A 22,543-nucleotide genomic window follows, 5' to 3' on the forward strand; every position below is an offset into this window, starting at 1 on the left:
CCCGACCCCCGTCATCGCGTGGTGGGGGCCATCCCCCGGCCTCGACGCGTAGCGTTCCGGGGCGATGGCCGCCTCGTACTCGCGCAACCCGCTCCTGCGTCGCACGGGGACCTACCCGTTCCAGCGCCTGACCGAGGCGCGGGACCTGGCCGCGAGGCTCGGCGAGGAGGACCGGGCAGCTGCCGACACGGCCGGGTCGAACGGCGAGGCGGCCAGGTCGAACGGCGACGCGGCGCCCGTGGTCGGGGGCCCTCCGGCAGCCCCCGCATCGTCCCGGCTGATCGACCTGGGTGCCGGCGAGCCGCGCGAGCCGACGCCGAAGCTCATCCGTCGCGCGATGGTCGCGGCGATCGAGGAGGAGACCGTCTCCGCCTATCCGATGTCGGTCGGCCTGCCGGAGCTGCGCGCGGCGGTCGCCGACTGGATCGGCCGGCGCTACGCCGTCGCGCTCGACCCCGACCGGCACGTCCTGCCGACGCTCGGGTCCAAGGAGCTGGTCTTCACGCTGGCCCAGGTCCTCGTCGACGTCGCCGGGGGCCGCGACCTGGTCGGCGTCCCGCAGCCGGCCTACCCGGTCTACGAGCGTGGCGCGCGGTTCGCGGGCGGTGAGGTCCTCGACCTGCCGCTGCACGCCGATCGCGGGTTCCTGCCCGACCTCGACGCGATCTCGGACGCCGACTGGTCGCGGCTCGCCCTGATCTGGGTCAACTACCCGAACAACCCCACGGCCGCCGTGGCCTCGCGCGAGTGGTACCGCGGCGCGGTCGCCCGTTGTCGCGAGCACGGTGTCGTGCTGGCCAGCGACGAGGCCTACAGCGAGCTGTGGTTCACGGGCGACGCACCGGACTCGGCCCTGCAGATCGGGGCCGGTGGTGACGACCTCGAGGGGGTCCTCGTCGTCAACACCCTCTCGAAGCGCTCCTCGATGCCGGGGTACCGCTCGGGCTTCGTGGCCGGGGACGCCGAGCTGATCGCGGCCCTGAAGGCGTTCCGGCCCAGCGTCGGCGTCGCCCCGCAGCGGTTCGTCCAGAAGGCCGCCGTCGCCGCCTGGCAGGACGAAGGGCACGTCGTCGAGGTCCGCGACCGCTACCGGCACAAGCTCGCGCTGCTCCAGCCCGGTCTGGACGCCCTGGGACTCGTCGACGCGGGCGGCCCGGCCTCGTTCTTCCGTTGGCTGGCCGTCCCGGGCGACTGGGCGTCGGCCCCGTGGGCGTCCCGGGCCCTGGCCGACCCCCGCACCGCCGAGCTGGTCTCGATCCTCACCGACGGGGACCCGGACGACCGGGGCAGCGCCGCCTACGCCGCCGCCCTCCTGCGTGCGGGCATCGTCGTCGCCCCGGGAGCCTTCTTCGGCCCGGCCGGCGAGGGCTACGTCCGTGCCGCCCTGGTCCCCACCGCGGAGGACTGCGCGGAGGCGGCTCGGCGACTGGTCGCCCTGACGTCCGACGACTGACGGTCCGCTCGGGTGGTGCGCGCGCTCGGGGTGGCGCGTGTTCCCGGGCGTCGCTCTCGCGACCCGTCCCGCCTCCGCGCCGAACGCAGACACCCCTAACCGGGAGCGCCCCACGGGACGGGCTCGTCGCGCACTCGGCGGCTGCGGCCCGACCAATCGCCGACCAGGGGACCCGTGTCGCCCCGGTGCCGAACGCGTCACGGCATCGTGACGCAGCCCTACAACAGGCATGTCGTTCGCTTGAGTCGTACGGCGCATCGCCCGATGCGCCAGACGACTCAGGCCGCAGAGGTGGACATGACCGTTTTCGACGATCGACGGGGCGGGACCGACGGCAGGGAGACGGATCCCCGGGACACGGGTCTCCGGAACGGGAATCACTGGGAGGCCCACGACGACGACCTGGCTCCCCGTGACCTGGCTCCCGGTGTCCCGGGTCCCGCTGACGTGGGTCCCCGTGATCCGGGTCCCCACCGGTCGGAGGCGGTCGACGTCTACGACGAGGACGATCCCGAGCCCGACGTGCTCCCCGGAGGTGGTTGGGCGGCGCACGACCTGAGCGTCGTCGCCCCGGTGGTCGCCGCGCGCCCCACGCCGACGCCGGACGACGTCCTTCGACGGGCGGTGGCGACGATGCTGATCACCTGGCGCCTCGCCCGTGGCCTGTCCCAGCGCGAGGTGGCGCGACGGATCGGGGTCAGCCAGGCGCGGCTCTCGCGCCTGGAGCGCGGCACGGTCGACGTCTCGGTCGCGCTGCTCCACCGCGTCGCCCAGCTGACCGGGAGCTCGCTGGTGATCAGGATCACCCCGCTCCGTGCCGGTCGATCCGTGCGCCGGGACGTCCTCGAAGGCCGCCTCGGCGACGCGATGGTGCACGTGGCGGTGGACGGACCGAGTGCTCGCCGGTCGCGCCCGGGCGGCTCCACGATGCCGTGACCGGTGGTCGGCCCGGTCGGGGCCGCGGGACCCCCGGGGCCGCACCCAGGGCGCGGACGCCCGGCGGACGTCCGTCCGAACCGATCTCGTAGGCTCAGGCGCGTGAGCGATCAGCAGCAGCAGAACGGGGCCTTCGGACTGGGCCTGGCGACGATCTCCGAGGCCGACGGGCGCACGCTCGACGTCTTCTTCCCCGCACCCGTCCTGGGCCTCGACGCCGACGCGGTGGCCGCGACCAAGCACCACGGGAGCACCGGCACGACCGAGGTGCCGTTCGCGCGGGCCACGACCGCCGGCAGCGGCGCGCTGGCCGCCTCGATCGGCCGGGACGCCGGCCGCGGCGTGCGCATCGCGGCCGTCGCCACGGTCATCGAGGATCTCGCGGCCGCACCGGTCGACGCCGCCGACGTCTACCTGCGGCTGCACCTGCTCTCCCACCGGCTGGTGCGCCCCCACGGCCTCTCGCTCGACGGCATGTTCGGCCTCCTGACCAACGTCGTCTGGACCTCCCAGGGACCGTGCGCCGTCGAGGGGTTCGAGCAGACCCGTCTGCGCCTGCGCGCCGAGGGCCGGCCCGTCGCCGTCACCTCGATCGACAAGTTCCCCCGGATGACGGACTACGTCGTCCCGAGCGGCGTGCGGATCGGTGACGCCGACCGCGTGCGCCTGGGCGCCCACCTGGCCGAGGGCACGACGGTCATGCACGAGGGCTTCGTCAACTTCAACGCCGGGACGCTCGGCGCGTCGATGGTCGAGGGCCGCATCTCCGGCGGCGTCGTCGTCGGCGACGGTACGGACGTCGGCGGCGGCGCGTCGATCATGGGGACCCTCTCGGGCGGCGGCACCGAGGTCATCTCGCTCGGCGAGGGCTGCCTGCTGGGCGCCAACGCCGGCGTCGGCATCTCGCTCGGCGACGGCTGCGTCGTCGAGGCCGGCCTCTACGTCACGGGCGGCACCGTCGTCGCCCTCCCCGACGGCACGACGGTGAAGGCGCGCGAGCTGTCGGGCAAGGACGGCCTGCTGTTCCGCCGCGACTCGCAGACCGGCGCCGTCGTCGCCCTCGAGCGCTCGGGCTCCTGGGGCAGCCTCAACGCCCAGCTGCACGCCAACGACTGACCGGTCGCGCGGCGCCGCGCGAGCGACCGGCCGCGTCGCGCGGCGCTCAGTCCAGCGCGCGCAGGGCCGAGATCAGCTCGTCCGACGCCTCCGCGGCGTAGACCGGGACCGCCCAGCCCGTGAGGTCGACGCCCAGGTCGTCGGAGACGTCGACGGTCAGCTCGCCACCGTCGAGGCGCACGAGGACCGACTCGCCGTCCCCGTCCCCCGCGCCGGTGCCGCCGCCGTCCAGGACGTAGGCCACCGCCGCGCCCGAGGCCCCGGTACCGGAGGACATCGTCTCCCCCACGCCGCGCTCGAAGATGCGGGCCCGGATCACGCCGGGCTCGAGCTCGCAGAACCACGAGACGTTCGTGCGCTGCGGGAACAGCGGGTGGTGCTCGATCGCGGGGCCGATCGCCGGCAGGTCCAGCGCCTCGAGCGTCGCGACGTCCGCGACGCGGATCGCGCACTGCGGGTTGCCGATCTTCACGTGCTGGTACGTCCAGCGCCCGGGCGGCCCGTCGCCCGGCACGGGCTCGAGCGACTCCGCGCCGTCCAGGGTCCCCCGGCCGTCCTCGGCGCCCAGGTGGTCGGCGCTCCGCGTGGACGCGCGGCCCATGTCGACCCGGCAGGTGGTCTCCGACAGGATCGTCGGCCGGATCTCGCCCGCCGCCGTCGTGATCGAGAACTGGTCGCGGTCGGTCCAGCCGCGGCGGCGGAGGTACATGATCGCCTCGCGCGCCCCGTTGCCGGAGAGCTCGGCCTCCGAGCCGTCGGGGTTCATGATCCGCAGCGCGGCGACCGTGCCGGGCTCCGTCGGCGGGGCGAGCTCGAGCACGCCGTCGGCACCGGGCCCCAGGTGCGGGTCGCAGAGCAGCCGCGCGCGGGCCGCCGTCAGCGGCACGGGCAGGCCGTCGCGTTCCACCACGAGGTAGTCGTTGCCGAGCGCCTGCCACTTCTCGAACCGCATCGCGCGGAGTCTAGGGCGCGGACCGTCGGCTCAGGCGCCGGCGAGCAGCGGCGCGACGATCCGTGCCGCGACCGCGTCGACGTCCGGATCGCCGGTGAGGTCGACGACCTCGACGCCCGGCAGCTTGCGCATCCAGGTCAGCTGGCGCTTCACGTAGCGCCGGGTGTCGCGGCGCATGCGGTCCTCGTCGTCCTGCAGCAGCGGTTCGAAGCCGTGCGCCTTGCGCGCCGTCGCCGAGGCGCCGGCGGCGTCCGCGGCGCGGACCTCGTCGGAGGCGCCCGCGGCGAGCATCGCGTCGATCCGGACGTCGATCCGGGCCCGGATCTCGTCCCGGTCGCGCACCAGACCGACCAGCCGCGTCGGGTGCCGCGTCTCGTCCGTCCACAGGGCGCTGGGGCCCTCCGGCGGCCGCAGCTCGCCCATCTCGTGCAGCTCGAGCGTGCGGACCAGCCGGGAGCGGTCGCGCGGGGCGATGCCCGCGACCGCCCAAGGGGCGACCGCCCGCAGTCGCTCGTGCAGGGCCTCGGGGCCGTCGCGCAGCAGCTCGGCCTCCAGTCGGCCGCGGAGCTCGGGCGGCGCCTGCGGCCGGAGCGCGAGCTCCGTCAGGGCGGCCCGCAGGTACAGCCCCGTCCCGCCGACGACCACCGGTGTCCGGCCGGCCGCCAGTGCGGCGTCGATCTCGGCGTGCGCCAGCTCGGCGAAGCGCCCCGCCGAGCACGACTCGGTGATCGGCAGGACGGCCACGAGCCGGTGCTCGAGGTCGTCCTGCTCCAGGGCGTCCCGGGCACCGGTCAGCGTCTCGATGCCGCGGTAGACCTGCATCGCGTCCGCCGAGACGGCGACCGGGTCGCGACCCGCCGCCCGCAGCGCCCGCCCGACGGCGAGCGCGATCGAGGTCTTGCCCACCGCGGTCGGGCCGAACAGCGCGATGACGGAGGGCGTCCTCACGGCCGTGAGTATGGTGAATCGGTGCCCGTCGTCGTCGGATCCGGCTTCTCCCCCGCCCCTGCCGTCGGCGTGGCGGCCGCCGACGCGGCCCGCGAGGCGCTGGGCGCGCTGCGCGGCGCGTCGTGCGACGTCGCGATGGTGTTCGTCGCCGGGGACCTCGTGACGGAGACCACCGACGCCCTGCGGATCGTGCACGAGATCCTCGAGCCCGGCGACGTCGTCGGCACCACCGCGGGCGGCCTGCTCGCCGGCGGTCAGGAGCACGAGCAGGGCGACGGCGTGGCGGTCTGGGCGATCTCGCTCGGCGATGCGGGCCGGGCCGAGGTCTTCGAGCTGCACGCCACCGAGGTCGAGGAGGGGATCGCCCTCAGCGGCCTGCCGTCCGTCGAGATCGGCGTCACCTCCGCCATCGTCCTGCTGGCCGACGTCTCCCGGCTGCCGCTCGAGGCGACCCTGCAGGCGTTCGAGGAGCACCTGCCGGGCGTCCCCGTCGTGGGCGGCGTCCCGTCCCTGGTGCCGCCCGACGGCCGGGCGCTGCTGCGTGGCACCGGCCAGAGCTCCGCCGCCGCGGTCGGCATCCGCTTCGAGGGCGTCGAGGTCCTGCCGCTCGTCTCGCAGGGCGCCCGTCCGATCGGGCCCGAGCTGACCGTCACCGCCGGCGAGGGCGCCGTGATCCGCGAGCTCGCGGGCCGCCCGGCGATCGACGTCCTGCGCGACACCGTCGACAGCCTCGACGACGACGACCGGGAGCAGATCCGCCACGGCCTGCTGCTCGGGCTCGTGGTGCAGCCCGGCCAGCCCGAGTACGGCACGGGCGACTTCATCGTCCGCGGCCTGGCGGGTGCCGACCCCGAGACCGGTGCGGTCGTCGTCGGCGCGCCGGTCGCCGTCGGGCAGGTCGCCCGTCTGCACGTCCGCGACCCGCAGACCGCCACGAGCGACCTCGAGGACGCCCTGGCGCTCCGCCGGGCCGCGGCCGGCTCGGCGCAGATCGCGGGCGCCCTGGCGTTCACCTGCAACGGCCGCGGCCGCGAGATGTTCGGGCACGACCACCACGACGCCGACGCGATCCAGCGCGAGCTCGGGCCGCTGCCGCTGATCGGCATGATCTCCGCGGGCGAGATCGGCCCCGTGGGCGGTCGGCCGTTCGTGCACGGCTTCACGGCGACGGTCGCGGTCTTCCTGAGCTGAGCCCGCGGTCCACCCGGCGCCCCGGGCCGTCTCGGGGGCGACCGTCGGCACCGGGCCGCCTCCGGGCCGCCCGTCGCCGGAGGGGGACCGCGTGGCCCGCGCTAGGGTGCCGCCCATGCAGCTGCGCGGATCGACCGTCCTGATCACCGGTGCGACGGGCGGACTGGGCGCGGCGATCGCCCGTGCCCTGCACTGCGAGGGCGCGTCGCTCGTCCTGACCGGCCGCCGCACCGCCGTTCTCGAGCCCCTGGCGGCCGAGCTCGGCGCCCTGGCCGTCGCCGCGGACCTCGCGGACCCGCTGGACGTCCAGCGCCTCGCCGACGACCACGGGTCCGTCGACGTGGTCGTCCACAACGCGGCGCTGCCGGCCAGCGGCCCGCTCGACGACTTCTCCCTCGAGGAGCTCGACCGGGCGCTCCAGGTCAACCTCCGCGCGCCGATCGCCCTGACGCGGCTCCTGCTGCCGGAGATGAAGCGCCGCGGCAGCGGCCACCACGTCTTCGTCAGCTCGATGTCGGCGAAGGTGCCGACGGCCGACGCGAGCCTCTACGCGGCGACGAAGCTCGGCCTCCGCGGCTTCTCGCAGGGGCTGCGCCCCGAGCTGGGCCCCCTCGGCATCGGCGTCAGCACCGTCTTCCCGGGCTTCGTCCGCGACGCCGGGATGTTCGCCGAGACGGGTGTGCAGCTGCCCCCCGGCGTCGGGACGAGCACCCCCGAGCAGGTCGCCGCGGGCGTCGTGCGGGCGATCGTCCGCGACCGCGGCGAGATCGACGTCGCGCCCCTCGGCGTCAAGGCCTCGGGCGTGCTCAACGGCCTGTTCCCGGGGCTCCCGGCGAAGGTCGCCGCCAGGGTCGACGGCGGCCGGGTCGGCAGCGAGATGGCTGCCGCCCAGAAGGTCAAGCGCTAGCGGCCGGCCGGTCGCACCACGGGCCGCCGTCGCGCCGCCGTCCCGCCCTCAGGCGAGGGCGGAGAGCAGCGACATCTCGCCCGACAGGGTCTGCGAGGTGGCGCCCGTGATCTCGACCGGGACCGTGGTGCCCGGGTCGCCGAAGCCGGTGAAGTTGACGACCTTGTTGTGGCTCGTCCGACCGCGGAGGCGGTCGGGATCGGTGCGCGAGGGGCCCTCGATCAGCACGTCGAGCGTCCGGCCGACGAAGCGCTGCGTCCGCTCCCGCGCGTTGCGCTGGACCGCCTCGACGAGGCGCTCCATCCGCTCGACCTTCACGGGGTGGGGCACGAGGCCCTCGGTGAACTCGGCGGCCTCGGTTCCCCGGCGGGGCGAGAAGACGAACGTGAACGCGCTGTCGAAGCCGACCTGCTCGACGACGTCGAGCGTGTCCTGGAAGTCCTCCTCGGTCTCCCCCGGGAAGCCGACGATGATGTCGGTCGACAGCGCGATGTCGGGGCAGCCCTCGCGGATCATCGCGACGCGGTCGAGGAACCGGCCCTTGTCGTAGGTCCGGCGCATCCGCTTGAGGATCGCGGTGGACCCCGACTGCAGCGGCAGGTGGATGTGCTGGCAGACCTCGGGCAGTGCGGCGTGCACCGCGACGACGTCCTCGCGGATGTCCTTGGGGTGCGGCGAGGTGTAGCGGACCCGCTCGATCCCGGGGATCCCGGCGACGACCGTGAGCAGCTCGGCGAACGTCCGCGGACGTGGACGGAGCGTCCGGCCCGGGCCGGCCTCGTCGCCGGCGGACGGCGAGGGGGCGACGCCGTCGAGCGAGACGATGCGGCCCGTCGGGCGCTTGGCGGCGGCGTGGAACGGCTCGAGCGCCGCCGGCAGCGGGTCGGTGGTGCGCAGGTCGCGCCCGTAGGCGTTGACGTTCTGGCCGAGCAGCGTGACCTCGCGGACGCCGTCGGCGGCGAGGCGCTCGACCTCCTCGACGAGCTGCTCGAACGGCCGCGACGACTCGCGGCCCCGGGTCGAGGGCACGATGCAGTAGGAGCACTTCAGGTTGCAGCCGACGGCGATCTGGACCCACGCCTGGAAGTCGCGGTCGCGCTTGGTCGGCAGGTGCGCCGGGAAGCCCTCGAACTCGAAGTAGCCCTGGGCCGTGAGCGAGTCGGTGGTCAGGAACTCGGCCAGCCGATTGATCTGGCCGGGCCCGAACGCGACGTCGACGAACGGGAACCGCCGGAAGACCTCGTCCTTGACGGACTGCGCCCAGCAGCCGCCGACGCCGATGACGACCTCGGGCCGCTCGCGCTTCATCCGCTTGGCGTGGCCGAGGTGCGCGACGAACCGCGAGTCGGCGGACTCGCGGATGGAGCAGGTGTTGAAGAGGATGAGGTCGGCCTCGTCGGCCACCGGCGCCTCGTCGTAGCCGAGCGCCTCGAGCATGCCCTTCATCCGCTCGGAGTCGTGCTCGTTCATCTGGCACCCGAACGTGGTGACGTGGTACCGCTTGGTGGGCGCGACGGTGCTGCTCATGAGGGTCGAAGGGTAGCGGTGCCACGACGGTCGGCCGTCCGCAGGCCGGGCGGATCGGACCGCCGGGGCGGTCCGGGGCGGGCCACGGGCCTCAGTCCTCGTGGCGCTCGGCGCAGCGACGCTCGTAGGCCCGCACCGCCGCGTAGGCGACGTCGAGGGGGTAGCCCTTCGTCGCCAGCAGCCGCAGGGCCTTCTGGCGACCCCGGTCGCCGTCGGGAGCGCGGCCCGCCAGCCGCTGCTCGAGCGCGTCGACGGCGAGCTCCGCCTCGTCACCGCGCAGCGGGTCGTCGGCCACGGCACGGTCGGCGATCTCGCGGTCCACGCCCGTGCGTCGCAGGCCCTGCTCGATGCGCAGGTGCCCCCAGCCCTCCAGCCGGCGCTTGTCCTCGACGAAGCGCGCCGCGTAGCGCTCGTCGTCGAGGTAGCCGAACTCCCGCAGCTCGACGAGCGCCCCGGCGATCGACGCCTCGTCGACCTCGCGCTTCTCCAGGTGCGCGCGGACCTCGGAGATCGTGCGGTCGCGCTTGGTCAGGTGCCGGTAGGCGAGCTTCAGCGCGTGCTGCAGCCGCTCCTCGGCGGTCAGCGGCCGGTCGGATGTCGCCGCCCCGCCCCCACCGTCCGCCGCGGCGGCCTCGTCCCCCGACCCCTCGCCCGACCGCGACCCACGGCGCTTCTTCCCCCGTCGAGCGCCGCGGCCGCGGCGCTCGCCGTCCGCCGGCGCGGGATCCGGATTGGAGAAGAGCGTCCCGGGCTCCAGGCCGCCGGCGGGCCCACCCGCGGCCAGCCCACGGGGAGCATCGGCCGCGAGGGGGGCCGGGTCCGTGGACGCCGCCTCGCTGTGTCCGGCGTCGGCCGCGCCGCGACTCCCGGTCGGCCCGTCGTCCGCGACGAGGTCCCGGGCCCGTCGCAGGCTCGCCGCGACGGGCCCGGGGACCGCCGGCGAGGAGCTCGACGGACCGGCCTCCGCACCCGCCACGCGCCGCCGGCGTCGCCCGCGGCCGGTCCGCCGGGTCAGGTCGGCGGGTGGGGCGTCCTCGGCCCCGGGGCCTCGCGGATCGTCCGCCGGCACCCAGGGCACCGGCGCCCAGAGGTCCTCGCCGTCCGTCTCCGCACCGCCGAGGTCTGGGAGCGGGACGTCGCCGGTGTCCCCGGCGAGGTCGGCCGGAGGAGCGTCATCGGACCGGACGCCTCCCGCGTCCGCTCCGATCACGTCCTGCGACCCTCTCGCGCCCGGCGCGGCGGCGGTCCGGCCACCGACCCGCGCGACCTGCGCCTGCTCGGCCAGGTCGGGGAGCGGGGCGTCCCAGCCCGCGCCGTCCTCGACGAGGTCCGGCAGCGCGTCGGCCGCCGGATCCTCGTCGAACGCGTCGCGCCCGTCGCTCACGCGATCGCGGCGGCGGGCTCCTTGACGCCGGCGTCGGCGTCGGCCTTCGCCTTGGCGGCCGTCTCGGCGGCCTTGATGCCGGCGGCCGACGGCGGCTCCGCGCCCGGGGCGGCGAGACCGAGCTTCTCGTAGATGCGGCGCTCGATCTCCTTCGCGATCTCGAGGTTCGCGTCCAGGTGCGCCTTGGCGTTCGTGCGGCCCTGCGCCAGGCGCTCGCCGTCGAACGAGAAGAACGAGCCGGACTTCTGCACCACGCCGTGCTCGATGCCCAGGTCGATCAGGCAGCCCGAGGTGGAGATGCCCTTGCCGAACTCGATGTCGAACTCGGCCTGCTTGAACGGCGGCGCGACCTTGTTCTTGACGACCTTGACGCGCACCCGGTTGGCCACCGCGTCCGTGCCGTCCTTGATCGTCTCGATGCGGCGGATGTCGAGGCGCTGCGAGCTGTAGAACTTCAGCGCGCGGCCACCCGGCTGCGTCTCCGGCGAGCCGAACATCACGCCGACCTTCTCGCGGATCTGGTTCGTGAAGATGCAGAGCGTGTTCGTGCGGTTCAGGTTGCCGGTGAGCTTGCGCATCGCCTGGCTCATCATCCGCGCCTGCAGACCGACGGTCTGGTCGCCCATCTGGCCCTCGAGCTCGGCCCGGGGCGTCAGCGCCGCCACGGAGTCCAGCGCCACCACGTCGACGGCGCCGGAGCGGACGAGCATGTCCGCGATCTCGAGCGCCTGCTCGCCGTAGTCGGGCTGCGAGACGAGCAGCTCGTCGATGTCGAGGCCGATCTTCTGCGCGTAGATCGGGTCCATCGCGTGCTCGACGTCGATGAACGCGCAGACGCCGCCCTTCTTCTGGGCCTCCGCGAGGATGTGGTAGACGAGCGTCGTCTTACCGGAGGACTCCGGTCCGAAGATCTCGATGACGCGGCCGCGCGGGACGCCGCCGACGCCGAGGGCGATGTCGAGCGAGAGCGCGCCGGTCGGCACGACGTCAACCCGGGAGTGCGCGCCCTCCTCGCCCATGCGCATCACGGTGCCCTTGCCGTACTGCCGTTCGATCTGCTGCAGGGCGCCCTGCAGGGCGGCGTCGCGGGCCTTCGCCGTCGCCTCGGTCTCCTTGGGAGCCATCTCAACTGTCCTCAACGTTGGGAGCGGAATCGCATTGTCCGACGGGGTTCGGACGGAACCGAACCGTACGCACGTTCGTATGCCGCGTTCAGGGGCAGGACGTGCCGAAACGGCGCCCGACCGAACGCATGTTCGCAACAGCGTCGGACGGCACCGCGATCCGCGGGCCGCGGCGGACCGCGCCACCCCACCGGCGCCCCATCCCGCAGGCGGCCCCGGAGGGCGACCGGGTCCGGCGCCCGGTCGGTGGGTCCGAGGCTCAGGCCGCGTCGTGCTCGCCGGCGAGGACCCGGCGCAGCAGGTGCAGCGCGGCGGTCGTCGTCAGCTCGCGCACGCGGGTCCGGTCGCCCGGGAGCCGCAGGTGCCGCGAGAGGGTCCCGTCGGGGCCGGCGACCGCGACGTGGACGGTCCCCACGGGCTTCTCGTCCGTGCCGCCGCCCGGGCCGGCCACGCCGGTCGTCGAGATCGCGACGTCGACGCCCAACCGCTCGCGCGCCCCGGCCGCCATCGCCGAGGCCACCTCGGGCGAGACGGCGCCGTGCGCGGCGATGAGCTCCGGGTCGACGCCGAGCGCCCGCTCCTTGACCCCGTTGGAGTACGAGACGATCCCGCCCTCCACGACGTCGGAGGACCCCGGCAGGCGGGTCAGCCGGCCGGCGAGCAGACCGCCGGTGCACGACTCGGCGGTGCCGATCGTCCAGCCGCGCTCGCGGAGCCCGTCCAGGACGAGCTCGTCGATCGTGCGACCGTCGGGCGAGAAGACCGCGTCGCCGTGGCGTTCGACGAGGAAGGTCTCGAACGCGTGGCCCGCCTCCTCCTGCTCCGGCGTCCAGCGCGAGACGACCTCGAGCTCGCCGCCGCGCATGCAGGTGGTGATCTCGAAGGAGTCGACCGCCACGCCGGCGGCGCGGGCGTCGCGCATCGTGTTGGCCAGCTCGGACTCGGGCAGCCCGAACAGCCGCACGGTGGACTGGTGCAGCTCGGTCGCCCCGCCGATGGCGGCCTGCAGCCCGGGGTGGGACTCGGCCGTGGTCCACATGGGCTGCAGCTCGGGCGGCGGGCCCGGCAGCACGACGACCGTCGGCGTGGGCGGCCGGTCGGGGTCGTCGTCGGTCGGCGGGACCACGAGCCCGGGTGCGGTGCCGACCGGCTCGAGGACGGCGGCGCCGTCGGGCACCATCGCCTGCTTGCGGTTGGCCTCGCGCACGGCCTCCTGGCTGATGCCCTTCCACCGCCGGGACATCGGCTCGATGATCTTCCAGATGCGCCCCTCGAGCGCCTCGTCCAGCTCGAACGCGCGACCGCTGAACTCGGCGACGACCTGGGCGGTCAGGTCGTCCTCCGTCGGCCCGAGGCCACCGGAGGTGATGAGGAGCTCGACCCCGCGGTCGCGGGCGTCCTCCAGTGCGGCGCGGAGGTCCTCGGGCCGGTCGCCGACGACCGTCGTGGAGACGTGCTGGACGCCGAGGGCCCCCAGGCGCTGGGCGAGCCAGGGCCCGTTGGCGTCGGCGACCCAGCCGCCGAGGACCTCGGTGCCGGTGATGACGACGACGGCGCGGGGAGTGGTCACGTGCAGCTCGGGCGTCGGGAGTCGGGCAGGCGGGTCCTGCGGTCCTTCATGATGCGGTAGGCGATCACGTTCTTGTCGTCGGCGCGCAGACGCAGCCGCCTGGACCCGTCGCGCACCGTCACGCCGGCGCTGAGCGCGACGTCGAACGAGCGCGACCGCAGCGTGCTCGTGCTGCGTCCCGCGCGCAGGTTCAGCGAGCTGACGACCCGCTTGCCCGACGCGTCGGTGACGCAGACGGAGGCCGCCTCGGACCGCGGCGCGGTGATCTTCAGGCGGACGATCGCGGCCTTCCGGCGGCGCTCGCGGCGGGCCTCGATGCGCTCGGTCTCCGAGGTCCGGCGCGCCTCGGTGGCCGTCGTGGTGGTCGGCGTGGTGGAGGTCGAGGTCGCGTCCTCGCTCCGGCTGAGCCGGTAGACGGCGAAGATGGCGCCGGCGACGATCAGGAGCAGCACGAGGATCGGCAGGATGCTCGTCCGGCGCTGGGGGCCGAACGCCCCGCCGCCCCCACCACCGCCGCCGACGCGTCCGCGTCGGCCGCCCCGTCGTCTGCGCGGGCCCGCCCCGCCCTGGGAGCCCTGGGCGACCTCGTAGGGCTCGTGGCGGAACTTGTACTCCTCGACGAGGAGCTTGGCGTCCAGTCCGAGGGTCTCCGCGTAGGTGCGGAGGAAGCTCTTCACGAAGGTGGTGCCGGGCAGCAGGCTCCACTCCTCGTTCTCGAGGGCACGGAGGTACTTCGCACGGATCTTGGTCCGCGACTCGACCTCCGCGATGTCGATGCCGGCGCGCATGCGGGCCTCGCGCAGGGTGACGCCGATCTCTGGCATGAACCCGGGAGGCTATCGGCCGCGTGCGGTACGGCGAGGGCGCACGGTCATTCGCCGCCCGAGCCGAGCACCGCGTGGTCGCCCGTGCGGTCGTCCGAGGTGTCGCCGGAGGGCGGGGCGTGCGGGCCGATGAGGTCCTCGCCCTCCCCCGCCGCGTCGGGTCCGCCGGCGGACGCCTTGCCGCGGATCTGCTGCAGCACGCGCGGCAGGTCCATCGGCTGCACGAGCACCTGGCGCGACTTGCTGCCCTCGAAGCCGGAGATGATCCCGCGGCGCTCCATCATGTCGACGAGGCGCCCGGCACGGGTGTAGCCGACGCGCAGGCGGCGCTGCAGGCCCGACGTCGACGCCGCACCCATCTCGACGACCATCTCGACGGCGTCGGCGAGCAGCGGATCGGCGTCCGCGTCGTTGGGGTCCTCCTCGGCGGCCTCGTCGGGGGCGTCGGCGTCGACGGCCTCGAGCAGGTCCTCGCGGATGTCCGGCTCGCCCTGGCGGGCCCAGTGCTCGGTCAGCGCGGCGATCTCCGCCTCGTCGATGTAGGCGCCCTGGATGCGGGTGAGCTTCGACGACCCGACGGGGTTGAAGAGCATGTCGCCGCGGCCGAGCAGCGACTCGGCGCCGTTCTGGTCGAGGATCACGCGGGAGTCCGTCTGGGACGACACGGAGAACGCGATCCGGGACGGCACGTTCGCCTTGATCATCCCGGTGATGACGTCCACGCGCGGGCTCTGGGTGGCGAGCACGAGGTGGATGCCGACCGCGCGGGCCTTCTGCGCGATGCGGATGATCGCGTCCTCGACGTCGGCGGGCGCGACCATCATCAGGTCGGCGAGCTCGTCGATGACGCAGAGGATGTAGGGCAGCGGCTCGTCGCCGTCGTCGACGCGGACCTTGTTCAGCTCGATCAGCGAGCGCGTCTTCTTCACGCTCATGACGCCGTAGCGCCACTCCATCTCGCGCACGAGGTTCTGCAGCGCGTTGGCCGCCATCTTCGGGCTCGTGATGACCGGCGTCAGCAGGTGCGGGATCGCCTCGTAGTGGTTCAGCTCGACCTGCTTGGGGTCGACGAGGACCAGACGGACGTCGTCCGGCGTGGCGTGCAGCAGGATCGAGCTGAGCATCGCGTTGACGCAGCCCGACTTGCCCGCGCCGGTGGTGCCGGCGACGAGCATGTGCGGCATCTTCGCCAGGTCGGCGTAGATCGGGGCGCCCGAGACGTCCTTGCCCAGCCAGACGGTCAGCGGGGACGCGTCCTCCGGCGGGTCGCCGTAGACGTCGCCCAGGTGGACGATCCTGCGGCGGGCGTTGGGGACCTCGACGCCGACGGCGGTCTTGCCCGGGACCGGGGCGAGGATGCGGATGTCGGTGGCGGCCAGCGCGTAGGCCAGGTCGTCCTTGAGCTGCGCGACCTTCGACATCTTGATGCCGGGCGCGAGCTTCAGCTCGTAGCGGGTGATGTGCGGGCCGGCGATCGTGCCGATGACCTTCGCCTCGACCTTGAAGTGCGCGAGCGCCTCGATCAGGGCGTGCGCGGTCTCGGCCTGACCGGCGGTGTCGGGGCGCAGCTGGTCGGAGGTCGAGACCTTCAGGAGCGCCGGGTCGGGCAGGACGTAGCCGTCGTCCGGGGCGTCGAGGTCGCCCCGCATCGGCTGGCGGGAGCGGAGCTCGGCCAGCGACGGGCGCGGCGCGGCGGGCTCGTCGGCGTCGTCCTCCGTGCCGTCCGCCTCCTCGGTCCGCGGTGCCGGGACGTGCGGGGCGCCCGCGTCGTCGGCCACGCGCAGGTGCCGGGGCGTGCCACCGGCGGCGGAGCGCCGCGGACCGGCTGCCGTCGGGGGCACGACCACGGTCGGCTCCTCGCCGGCGGCGTCCTCGGTGTCGGCCGTGGGCTCGTCGGCCCGGGCGTCGTCGGCCACGGGGACGCCGAGGTCCAGGCGGACCTCGTCGCTCTCCCCGAAGAGGTCCGGGTAGCGCCGCGCGCCGTCGAGCTCCGGGCGCGGCGACGCGCCCGGGCCCCGGGAGGCGGTGACCGAGGGCCCGCGGGAGGCCGAGACCTGCTCGCCGCGGGAGGCGGCGATGTCGTCCTCCGGCTCAGGGGGCGTCGCCCGCCCGCGACGCGGGGGCAGGGCGGGGAACTCGGGGGCCTCGCCGTCGTCGTCCGCGGCGCCGGGCAGGCCGACGGCGGCGGGACGCTCGCCCGTGGCGGAGCGGTCGCCCGCGGCCTTCCGGCCGGTGGCGGGGCGGTCCCCCGTCGCCTGCCTCCGCCCCTTGCCGGGCGGCGTCGGACGGGGCCCGTCGCCGTCGAAGGTGCCGGAGTCGGTCGCGGACGCCCGGCGCCGCGGGCGGACCGGGATCTCGAGGACGTCGTCCCGGTCGTCGGACCAGCCCTCGCCGTCGACGCGCCGGAAGGCGGTGGTGGTCTGGCGCAGGCCCTCCCCGGTGCGGGCGACGATCGACGCGACGGACGCGCCCGTCAGGAGCAGCGTTCCCGCGAGCAGCATCGTCACGGCGACGACGTGCGCGCCGATCGATCCCAGCAGGCTCGAGATGCCCCAGTAGAGGAGGTCGCCGACGAGCCCGCCACGGTCCTGGACGACGTCGGAGGACCAGAGCTCGTCGCGTCCGGCGCCGCCGCCGAGGCCGAAGGTGCCCGCGGCGAGCATCAGCTCGATCGCGAGGACGAGCAGCACGCCGCCGAAGCGGAACGGGCGCAGGGCCGGCACGAGGGGGCGCAGGATCAGCAGCACGCCGGTGGCGGCGACGATCGGGGGCGTCAGGTACGCGACCTGGCCGAGCACGCTGCGCAGGCCGTCGACGAGGGCGTCCCCGATCGCGCCGCCCCAGGAGCCCAGGTACATCAGGAAGACGAGGAAGACGGCGAAGGCCAGGAGCCCGAGGCCGATCTGGTCGAACTGCCGCTGGCCCAGCGGCTCCCGTGGGGGGACGGCGCCGGTGCGCCCGGTCGCGCCACCGCGCGCCGGGGCGTTCGACCGGCCCTTCGCCGCCGCCTTGGGGCGGGGCTTCGGCTTCGCGGACGAGGCGTTGCGGGCAGGGGTGCGGGGACGGCTGCTCATGCTCACCCACGTCGTTCGCCGCACGGGCCCCGGTTCCTCCGCCGATCCGCCGCCCGTCCGCACGTTGCGGGAACTTCGGGGCCGGCGGCCCGGTCCGCGGGCCCGGCGGCCTGCCGGGCGGCCCGGTGCGGGGCCGTCCGGGGCGCGGGCGGTCGGCCCTCCGGGTCCCCGGTCTCAGTCGTCCTGGTCCGGCCCGCACGGCAGGACGCGGACGACGCCCTGGGGCAGGTCGAGCGCCGCCGACCACGCCTCGAGCGGCTCGACGGGTCCGGTGCCGGCGACGAGGACCTCCCCGAACGCCGTGATCGGACCGACGACGGAGAGCCCACGGCGGTCGAGCTTGCCGCCGTCGACCAGCAGGGTCGCCGTGCCGGCCTGCGCGGTCATCACGCGCTTGACCTCGGCCTCCTGCGGATCGGCGTCGGTCAGCGTGCCGTCCGGGGCGATGCCCTTCACCGACAGGAACGCGCGGTCCGCCCAGTGGCGCTTGAGCGACTCGACCGCGACCGGGCCGACGAACGACCGCGAGATCCGGCGCAGCTGGCCCCCGGCCCCGATCAGCTCGATCGTGTCCCGGGCGCCGCCGGCGATCAGGTCGAGGATCGGCAGCGAGTTCGTGACGACGGTGACCCGGCGGTCCTCGCGGCAGAGCACCTCGGCCAGGTGGAAGGCGGTGGTGGACGAGTCGAGGAACAGCGCCTCGCCGTCCTCGACGGTCGCCGCGGCGGCCTGCGCGAGGACGCGCTTGGCCGCCGTGGCCGTCGCCATCCGTGCGGAGAAGGAGTCCTCGTGCGAGGCGGTCGACGGCAGGACCGCCCCGCCGTGGGTGCGGCGCGCCCTGCCCTGGCGCTCGAGCTCCGCCAGGTCGCGGCGCGCGGTCATCGGGGAGATGCCGAAGCGCTCCTCGATCTCGGCGACGGTGACCGCCCGCTGGGCCTGCAGGAGCTCGAGGACCGCCTCGCGGCGTCCCTCCGCCAGCCGCAGCCGGTCGTCGCCGGGTGTCGCCCTCGTCTTCGCCATCCGTGGTCCCCTCTCTCCGGGCGGACCGCGCGGAATCGAACGGCGCCGATCAGAACACGCCACGTGGACGCTGTCAAGACGGACGGCCGCGGGACCGGGGCCCGCGAGGCCCGCGCTCAGGTGCCCGGGACCCGCCGTTGATCGAACATAAAGGCCCTGCGTCTACCATCGGTCCATGGATTCGTCGGGGCGAACGGCCCGCGTACTGATCGTCGAGGACGACGAGGAGATCGCCGGGGTCCTCGGCCGGACGCTGCGGCTGGAGGACTACGAGACCCGCACCGCGCGCGACGGGCAGTCCGCGCTGGCCGAGGCCCGGACGTTCATGCCGGATCTCGTGATCCTCGACCTGGGTCTGCCGGACATGGACGGCATCTCGGTCGCCGGGCACCTGCGGGAGTCCGACGACGTGCCGATCCTCATCCTCACCGCCCGCGACGCGGTCGAGCACCGTGTGGCCGGCCTGGACTCCGGCGCGGACGACTACCTCGTCAAGCCGTTCGAGCGCGACGAGCTGCTCGCCCGCATCCGTGCGCTGCTGCGCCGCCGTCCCCCGCGCGGCGAGGCCGCGCTCGTCTGCGCCGACCTGACGCTGAACCCCGCCACGCACGAGGTCTTCCGCGGCGAGCGCCACATCGAGCTGACCCAGCGCGAGTTCGAGCTGCTCGAGTACCTCATGCGCAACGAGAAGCTCGTGGTGCCCCGCCAGCGGCTGCTCGAGGAGGTCTGGGGCTACGACCCGCTCGCGTCGACGAACACGATCGAGGTCTTCATCTCCAACGTGCGCCGCAAGCTCGAGGAGGGTGGCGAGGACCGCCTCGTCCACACCATCCGCGGGGCCGGCTACGTGCTGCGCGTCGGTCGCTGAGCCGGCGCCGCGACGGAGGTCGTCCCATCGCCCCGCGCCGTCGCACGGCCACCAAGCGCGCACTGCCGCTGCGCGGCCTCGACCGGCTCCCGATCCGGTGGCGGCTGGCCGTCGTCTCGGCGACCCTGACCGGCGTCATCCTGCTGACGTTCGCCGCGGGCGTCGGCGTCTTCACGACGAAGCGGATCGACGGCGACTTCCAGACCCAGACCGCCGCGCGACTGGACGCCGTCCGCGAGCGCATCCGCCTCGTCTCGCAGGACGGCGGACTGACCTACCGGCTGAACACCGACGCGCTGAACTCGGTGGCGGGCGACTCCGCGACGGCGGTGCGCATCTGGACGCGCACGGGTCGTCGCTACACCCCGATCTTCGCGTCCCCCGGCCGCGGGGTCGACCTCGGTGATCCGGGCAGCGACGAGGACCGCGTCGGCGACTACCGCGTCGAGACGCGGCGGTTCAACCGCCAGCTGGTCACCCCGGGCGGGTCGCCCGCCGAGCGTCAGGTGCCCTTCGGCGGGTCGACCGGCTCCTCGTCCTCGCCCTTCGGCACCACGCCGGGGTTCGGGAGCTACCGCGTCACCACCGCGGTCGATCTCGTCGTGCAGGTCGGGCGGTCCTACGACGCGATCCAGCGGACGACCCGCCGCGTGTGGTCGGCGCTGGGGCTCGGCGTCGTCCTGGGCTCGTTCCTCGCCCTGTGGGGCGGCCTGGCGCTGGGTGCCCGGGCGATGCGCCCGGTCCGGCGGATGACGTCGACCGCCCGCCACATCGCGCGCACCCGCGACCTCGACGCGAAGATGCCGCCCTCGCGCGTGCACGACGAGATCGCCGAGCTCGGCGCCACCCTGCAGGACATGCTCGACGAGCTGTCGGCCGCGCAGGCCACGGTCGACGCGACGCTCCAGCGGCAGCGCGAGTTCATCGCCGACGCGTCGCACGAGCTGCGCACGCCCCTGACGTCGGTGCAGGCCAACCTCGAGCTGCTCGCCCTGACCACGACGGGCGACGACCGCGAGGCCGCGGAGTCCGCGCTGCGCTCCTCCCGCCGGATGCGCAGGCTCGTCGCCGACCTCCTGCTGCTGGCGCGCATGGACGCCAGCCGCGAGACCGAGCGCGCCGAGGTCGACCTGGACCGGGCGATCCTCGAGGCCGTCGACGAGCTCGAGCCGCAGATCGGGGACCACTCGGTGGCGCTCGACATCGACCCGGTGGCGATCGACGGGATCCGCGACGAGCTCGTCCGGATGGTCGCCAACCTCGTGGGCAACGCGTTGCGGCACACCCCCGAGGGCACCGAGATCCGGGTGCGCCTGCGGTCGGAGGGCACCCGCGGCGAGCTCGTCGTCGAGGACGACGGCCACGGCATCCCGGAGGACCTGCGCCAGCGCATCTTCGACCGCTTCGTGCGCCGCGGCGGCGAGGGCGCCGGCTCGACGGGCATCGGCCTGGCCATCGTCCGCGCCGCGGCCCGGCGGCACGGCGGCGACGTGCGCGTCGAGGCCACGGACGAGGAGACGGGGCGCGGCGCGCGGTTCGTCGTGACCCTCGCGGTGCTGCCGGCCGACCCCGACGGCCCGTCCGGCACGCTCGCGGACGAGGCCGGCGGCGCCCTCTGGTCCGGTGCGGCGACGACCGACGTCAGCTCGCCGCGCCGGGTGGTCCGCCGGATCCAGCGGCGCCTGCAGGGCCCGTACCGGCCCTACGCCGACGGCGAGGCCGAGGCCGAGGCCGCAGCGCAGGCGGGTGCCGACCGGGACGCCGGCGGCGGGGCGGGGTCGCCGCCCGAGGACGACACCGCGTCGGCGCCGGTCGACCCGGACGACCGCCCCGAGCGGGACTGACCCCGGGCCTCTGCGGGTGGGCCGAGCCCGGCCGAACCGGAACGCGGTCCCACCCCGAGACGCTCGGCTCGGGGCCCGCCCCTCTGTCTTCTTAGACGGCGACGACCACCGGCATGACGACCGGGCGGCGCTTGAGCTTCTCCCAGACGAGCTGGGCGACGTCGTCGTGCAGGATCCGCTGGATCTCGTCCAGGTCGTGGATCTTGTCGGCCGCGGCGCGCTCGACGGAGGCGTCGACCTGCTCGCGGACGGCGGTCAGGAACGCCTCGTCGTGCTTGAACGGCACGCCGCGGAACAGCAGCTCGGCCTCGGCGACCGTCTTGCCGTCCTCGTCGCCGATCGTGGCGACGACGACGAACAGGCCGTCGGCGGAGAGCGAGCGACGGTCGCGCAGGGCGGCGTCGGCGGTGGCGCCGATGTCGGTGCCGTCGACGTACATGACGCCCGAGGAGATCGGCTTGCCGAAGCGGGCGCCGCGCTGGTCGATCTCGACCGGCAGGCCGTTCTCGGCGCAGAAGACGTTGTCCTCCTTGACGCCGACGGAGACCGCGATCTTCTTGTGCAGGCGCAGGCGCTGGTAGTCGCCGTGCATCGGCATGACGTACTTCGGCTTCGTCAGGTTGAGCATCATCTTCATCTCCTCCTGGTAGCCGTGGCCCGACGCGTGGATCGGCGCGTCCTTGTGCGTGATGACGTTCGCGCCGGCCTGGTAGAGCTTGTCGATCGTCTCGTTGACGGCGCGCTCGTTGCCCGGGATCGGGGTCGCGGAGAAGACGACGGTGTCGCCCTCGTGGATCCGGATCTGCGGGTGGTCGCGGAACGCCATGCGGCGCAGCGCGGCGAGCGGCTCGCCCTGGGAGCCGGTCGACATCACGAGGACGCGGTGGTCCGGCAGGTGCTCGAGGTCGCGCGGCTGCACGAGGACGCCGTCGGGGATCTGGAGGATGCCGAGCGTCCGGGCGATGTTCGTGTTCTTCTTCATCGACCGCCCGAGCAGGCAGACCTTGCGGTTGAGCTTCACGGCGGCGTCGATGACCTGCTGCACGCGGTGGAGGTTCGATGCGAAGGAGGTGACGATGATGCGGCCGCGCAGGGGCGCGAAGGCCGACTCCAGCGCCGGGCCGACGAGCGACTCCGACGGGGACCAGCCGGGGCGGTCCACGTTCGTCGAGTCGCCGAGCAGCATGAGGAGGCCCTCGCTGCCGTAGCGCGAGAAGCGCAGGAAGTCGGCGGGCGGGCCGTCGACCGGGGTCTGGTCGAACTTGTAGTCCGCCGTGAACAGCAGCGTCCCCAGCGGCGTCTTCACGCCGACGGCGGCCGTGTCCGGGATCGAGTGCGTCGTGTGGATGAACTCGAGCTCGAACGTGCCGACCTTGACGGTCTGGCCCGTCTTCACGGTCGTCAGCGGCACCTCGCGCAGGCGGTGCTCCTCGAGCTTGCTCTTGGCCATCGCCATCGTCAGCGGCAGGCCCAGGATCTTCGGCGCGTGGCGGGCGCCTCCGAGCTGCTTGAGGACGAACGGCAGCGCGCCGATGTGGTCCTCGTGCCCGTGGGTGATGACGATGGCCTCGATGTCGGCCGCGCGGTCCTTCAGGTAGCTGAAGTCCGGGAGGACCAGGTCGATGCCGACCTGCTCCGCGGTCGGGAAGCGCACCCCGACGTCGATGACGACGATCTTGCCGTCGTACTCGACGACGGTCATGTTCTTGCCGATCTCCCCCAGCCCGCCGAGCGGCAGGATGCGGAGGGTCTTCTGTGCCGGGCGATTTCCGGTCATCTGTGGTGTTCCTCTTCCGTCCGTGCGC

Annotated in this window: 17 protein-coding genes; 7 read left to right on the forward strand and 10 right to left on the reverse strand. The window is 74.4% G+C overall.

The window, feature by feature from the left end:
• The first annotated feature begins 64 nt into the window (after nt 1-64).
• The 3 genes from Q7T67_RS01450 (at nt 65) to dapD (ending at nt 3,505) form a co-directional block, all read left to right on the forward strand.
• Nucleotides 65-1,453 (forward strand): pyridoxal phosphate-dependent aminotransferase, encoded by a 1,389-nt coding sequence (locus Q7T67_RS01450; RefSeq protein WP_304785549.1) that lies wholly within the window; start codon nt 65-67, stop codon nt 1,451-1,453.
• 447 nt (nt 1,454-1,900) lie between these two features.
• Nucleotides 1,901-2,389: a helix-turn-helix domain-containing protein gene (locus tag Q7T67_RS01455; protein ID WP_304785550.1), complete on the forward strand. Its 489-nt coding sequence runs from the start codon at nt 1,901-1,903 to the stop codon at nt 2,387-2,389.
• A 102-nt stretch (nt 2,390-2,491) separates the two neighbouring features.
• A complete protein-coding gene (gene dapD, locus Q7T67_RS01460) occupies nt 2,492-3,505 on the forward strand; it encodes a 2,3,4,5-tetrahydropyridine-2,6-dicarboxylate N-succinyltransferase (RefSeq protein WP_304785551.1) in 1,014 nt (337 codons plus the stop codon).
• A 46-nt stretch (nt 3,506-3,551) separates the two neighbouring features.
• Here dapD and dapF read toward each other — a convergent pair whose 3' ends face one another.
• Nucleotides 3,552-4,457, reverse strand: coding sequence for a diaminopimelate epimerase (dapF, locus tag Q7T67_RS01465; RefSeq protein WP_304785552.1), 906 nt, complete (start codon nt 4,455-4,457; stop codon nt 3,552-3,554).
• Between the two features lie 30 nt (nt 4,458-4,487).
• Nucleotides 4,488-5,405 (reverse strand): tRNA (adenosine(37)-N6)-dimethylallyltransferase MiaA, encoded by a 918-nt coding sequence (locus Q7T67_RS01470; protein ID WP_304785553.1) that lies wholly within the window; start codon nt 5,403-5,405, stop codon nt 4,488-4,490.
• 21 nt (nt 5,406-5,426) lie between these two features.
• Between Q7T67_RS01470 and Q7T67_RS01475 the strand changes: the two genes are divergently transcribed.
• Both Q7T67_RS01475 and Q7T67_RS01480 read left to right on the forward strand, forming a co-directional pair.
• Nucleotides 5,427-6,596: an FIST C-terminal domain-containing protein gene (locus tag Q7T67_RS01475; protein ID WP_304785554.1), complete on the forward strand. Its 1,170-nt coding sequence runs from the start codon at nt 5,427-5,429 to the stop codon at nt 6,594-6,596.
• Nucleotides 6,597-6,711: 115 nt separating this feature from the next.
• Complete coding sequence (locus Q7T67_RS01480; protein ID WP_304785555.1) at nt 6,712-7,503, forward strand: SDR family oxidoreductase; 792 nt, start codon at nt 6,712-6,714, stop codon at nt 7,501-7,503.
• 48 nt (nt 7,504-7,551) lie between these two features.
• Here the strand turns inward: Q7T67_RS01480 and Q7T67_RS01485 are convergent, their stop codons facing one another.
• From Q7T67_RS01485 to Q7T67_RS01515, 7 genes are all read right to left on the reverse strand, one after another.
• The gene (locus tag Q7T67_RS01485) at nt 7,552-9,030 is read right to left on the reverse strand and encodes a MiaB/RimO family radical SAM methylthiotransferase (protein ID WP_304785556.1); all 1,479 of its coding nucleotides are present in this window, start codon (nt 9,028-9,030) and stop codon (nt 7,552-7,554) included.
• A gap of 91 nt (nt 9,031-9,121) precedes the next feature.
• Nucleotides 9,122-10,414 carry a regulatory protein RecX gene (locus Q7T67_RS01490; protein WP_304785557.1) on the reverse strand — a complete coding sequence of 431 codons (1,293 nt, stop codon included), beginning with the start codon at nt 10,412-10,414 and terminating at the stop codon, nt 9,122-9,124.
• Nucleotides 10,411-11,538, reverse strand: coding sequence for a recombinase RecA (gene recA, locus Q7T67_RS01495; protein ID WP_304785558.1), 1,128 nt, complete (start codon nt 11,536-11,538; stop codon nt 10,411-10,413). The genes Q7T67_RS01490 and recA overlap by 4 nt, the downstream gene beginning before the upstream one ends.
• A 259-nt stretch (nt 11,539-11,797) precedes the next feature.
• Nucleotides 11,798-13,108: a competence/damage-inducible protein A gene (locus Q7T67_RS01500; RefSeq protein ID WP_304785559.1), complete on the reverse strand. Its 1,311-nt coding sequence runs from the start codon at nt 13,106-13,108 to the stop codon at nt 11,798-11,800.
• The gene (locus tag Q7T67_RS01505) at nt 13,105-13,932 is read right to left on the reverse strand and encodes a RodZ family helix-turn-helix domain-containing protein (RefSeq protein ID WP_304785560.1); all 828 of its coding nucleotides are present in this window, start codon (nt 13,930-13,932) and stop codon (nt 13,105-13,107) included. The genes Q7T67_RS01500 and Q7T67_RS01505 overlap by 4 nt, the downstream gene beginning before the upstream one ends.
• A gap of 47 nt (nt 13,933-13,979) precedes the next feature.
• The gene (locus tag Q7T67_RS01510; protein ID WP_304785561.1) at nt 13,980-17,006 is read right to left on the reverse strand and encodes a DNA translocase FtsK 4TM domain-containing protein; all 3,027 of its coding nucleotides are present in this window, start codon (nt 17,004-17,006) and stop codon (nt 13,980-13,982) included.
• Nucleotides 17,007-17,180: 174 nt separating this feature from the next.
• A complete protein-coding gene (locus Q7T67_RS01515; protein WP_304785562.1) occupies nt 17,181-18,026 on the reverse strand; it encodes a DeoR/GlpR family DNA-binding transcription regulator in 846 nt (281 codons plus the stop codon).
• A 175-nt stretch (nt 18,027-18,201) separates the two neighbouring features.
• Here Q7T67_RS01515 and Q7T67_RS01520 point away from each other — a divergent pair, with 175 nt between their 5' ends.
• The gene (locus Q7T67_RS01520; protein ID WP_304785563.1) at nt 18,202-18,894 is read left to right on the forward strand and encodes a response regulator transcription factor; all 693 of its coding nucleotides are present in this window, start codon (nt 18,202-18,204) and stop codon (nt 18,892-18,894) included.
• A gap of 305 nt (nt 18,895-19,199) precedes the next feature.
• Nucleotides 19,200-20,738: a HAMP domain-containing sensor histidine kinase gene (locus Q7T67_RS01525; RefSeq protein ID WP_304785564.1), complete on the forward strand. Its 1,539-nt coding sequence runs from the start codon at nt 19,200-19,202 to the stop codon at nt 20,736-20,738.
• A gap of 91 nt (nt 20,739-20,829) precedes the next feature.
• Here the strand turns inward: Q7T67_RS01525 and Q7T67_RS01530 are convergent, their stop codons facing one another.
• Nucleotides 20,830-22,515 (reverse strand): ribonuclease J, encoded by a 1,686-nt coding sequence (locus Q7T67_RS01530; protein ID WP_304785565.1) that lies wholly within the window; start codon nt 22,513-22,515, stop codon nt 20,830-20,832.
• Between the last annotated feature and the right edge of the window lie 28 nt (nt 22,516-22,543).

The organism is Patulibacter sp. (genome assembly GCF_030655195.1).
Lineage (GTDB): Bacteria > Actinomycetota > Thermoleophilia > Solirubrobacterales > Solirubrobacteraceae > Patulibacter.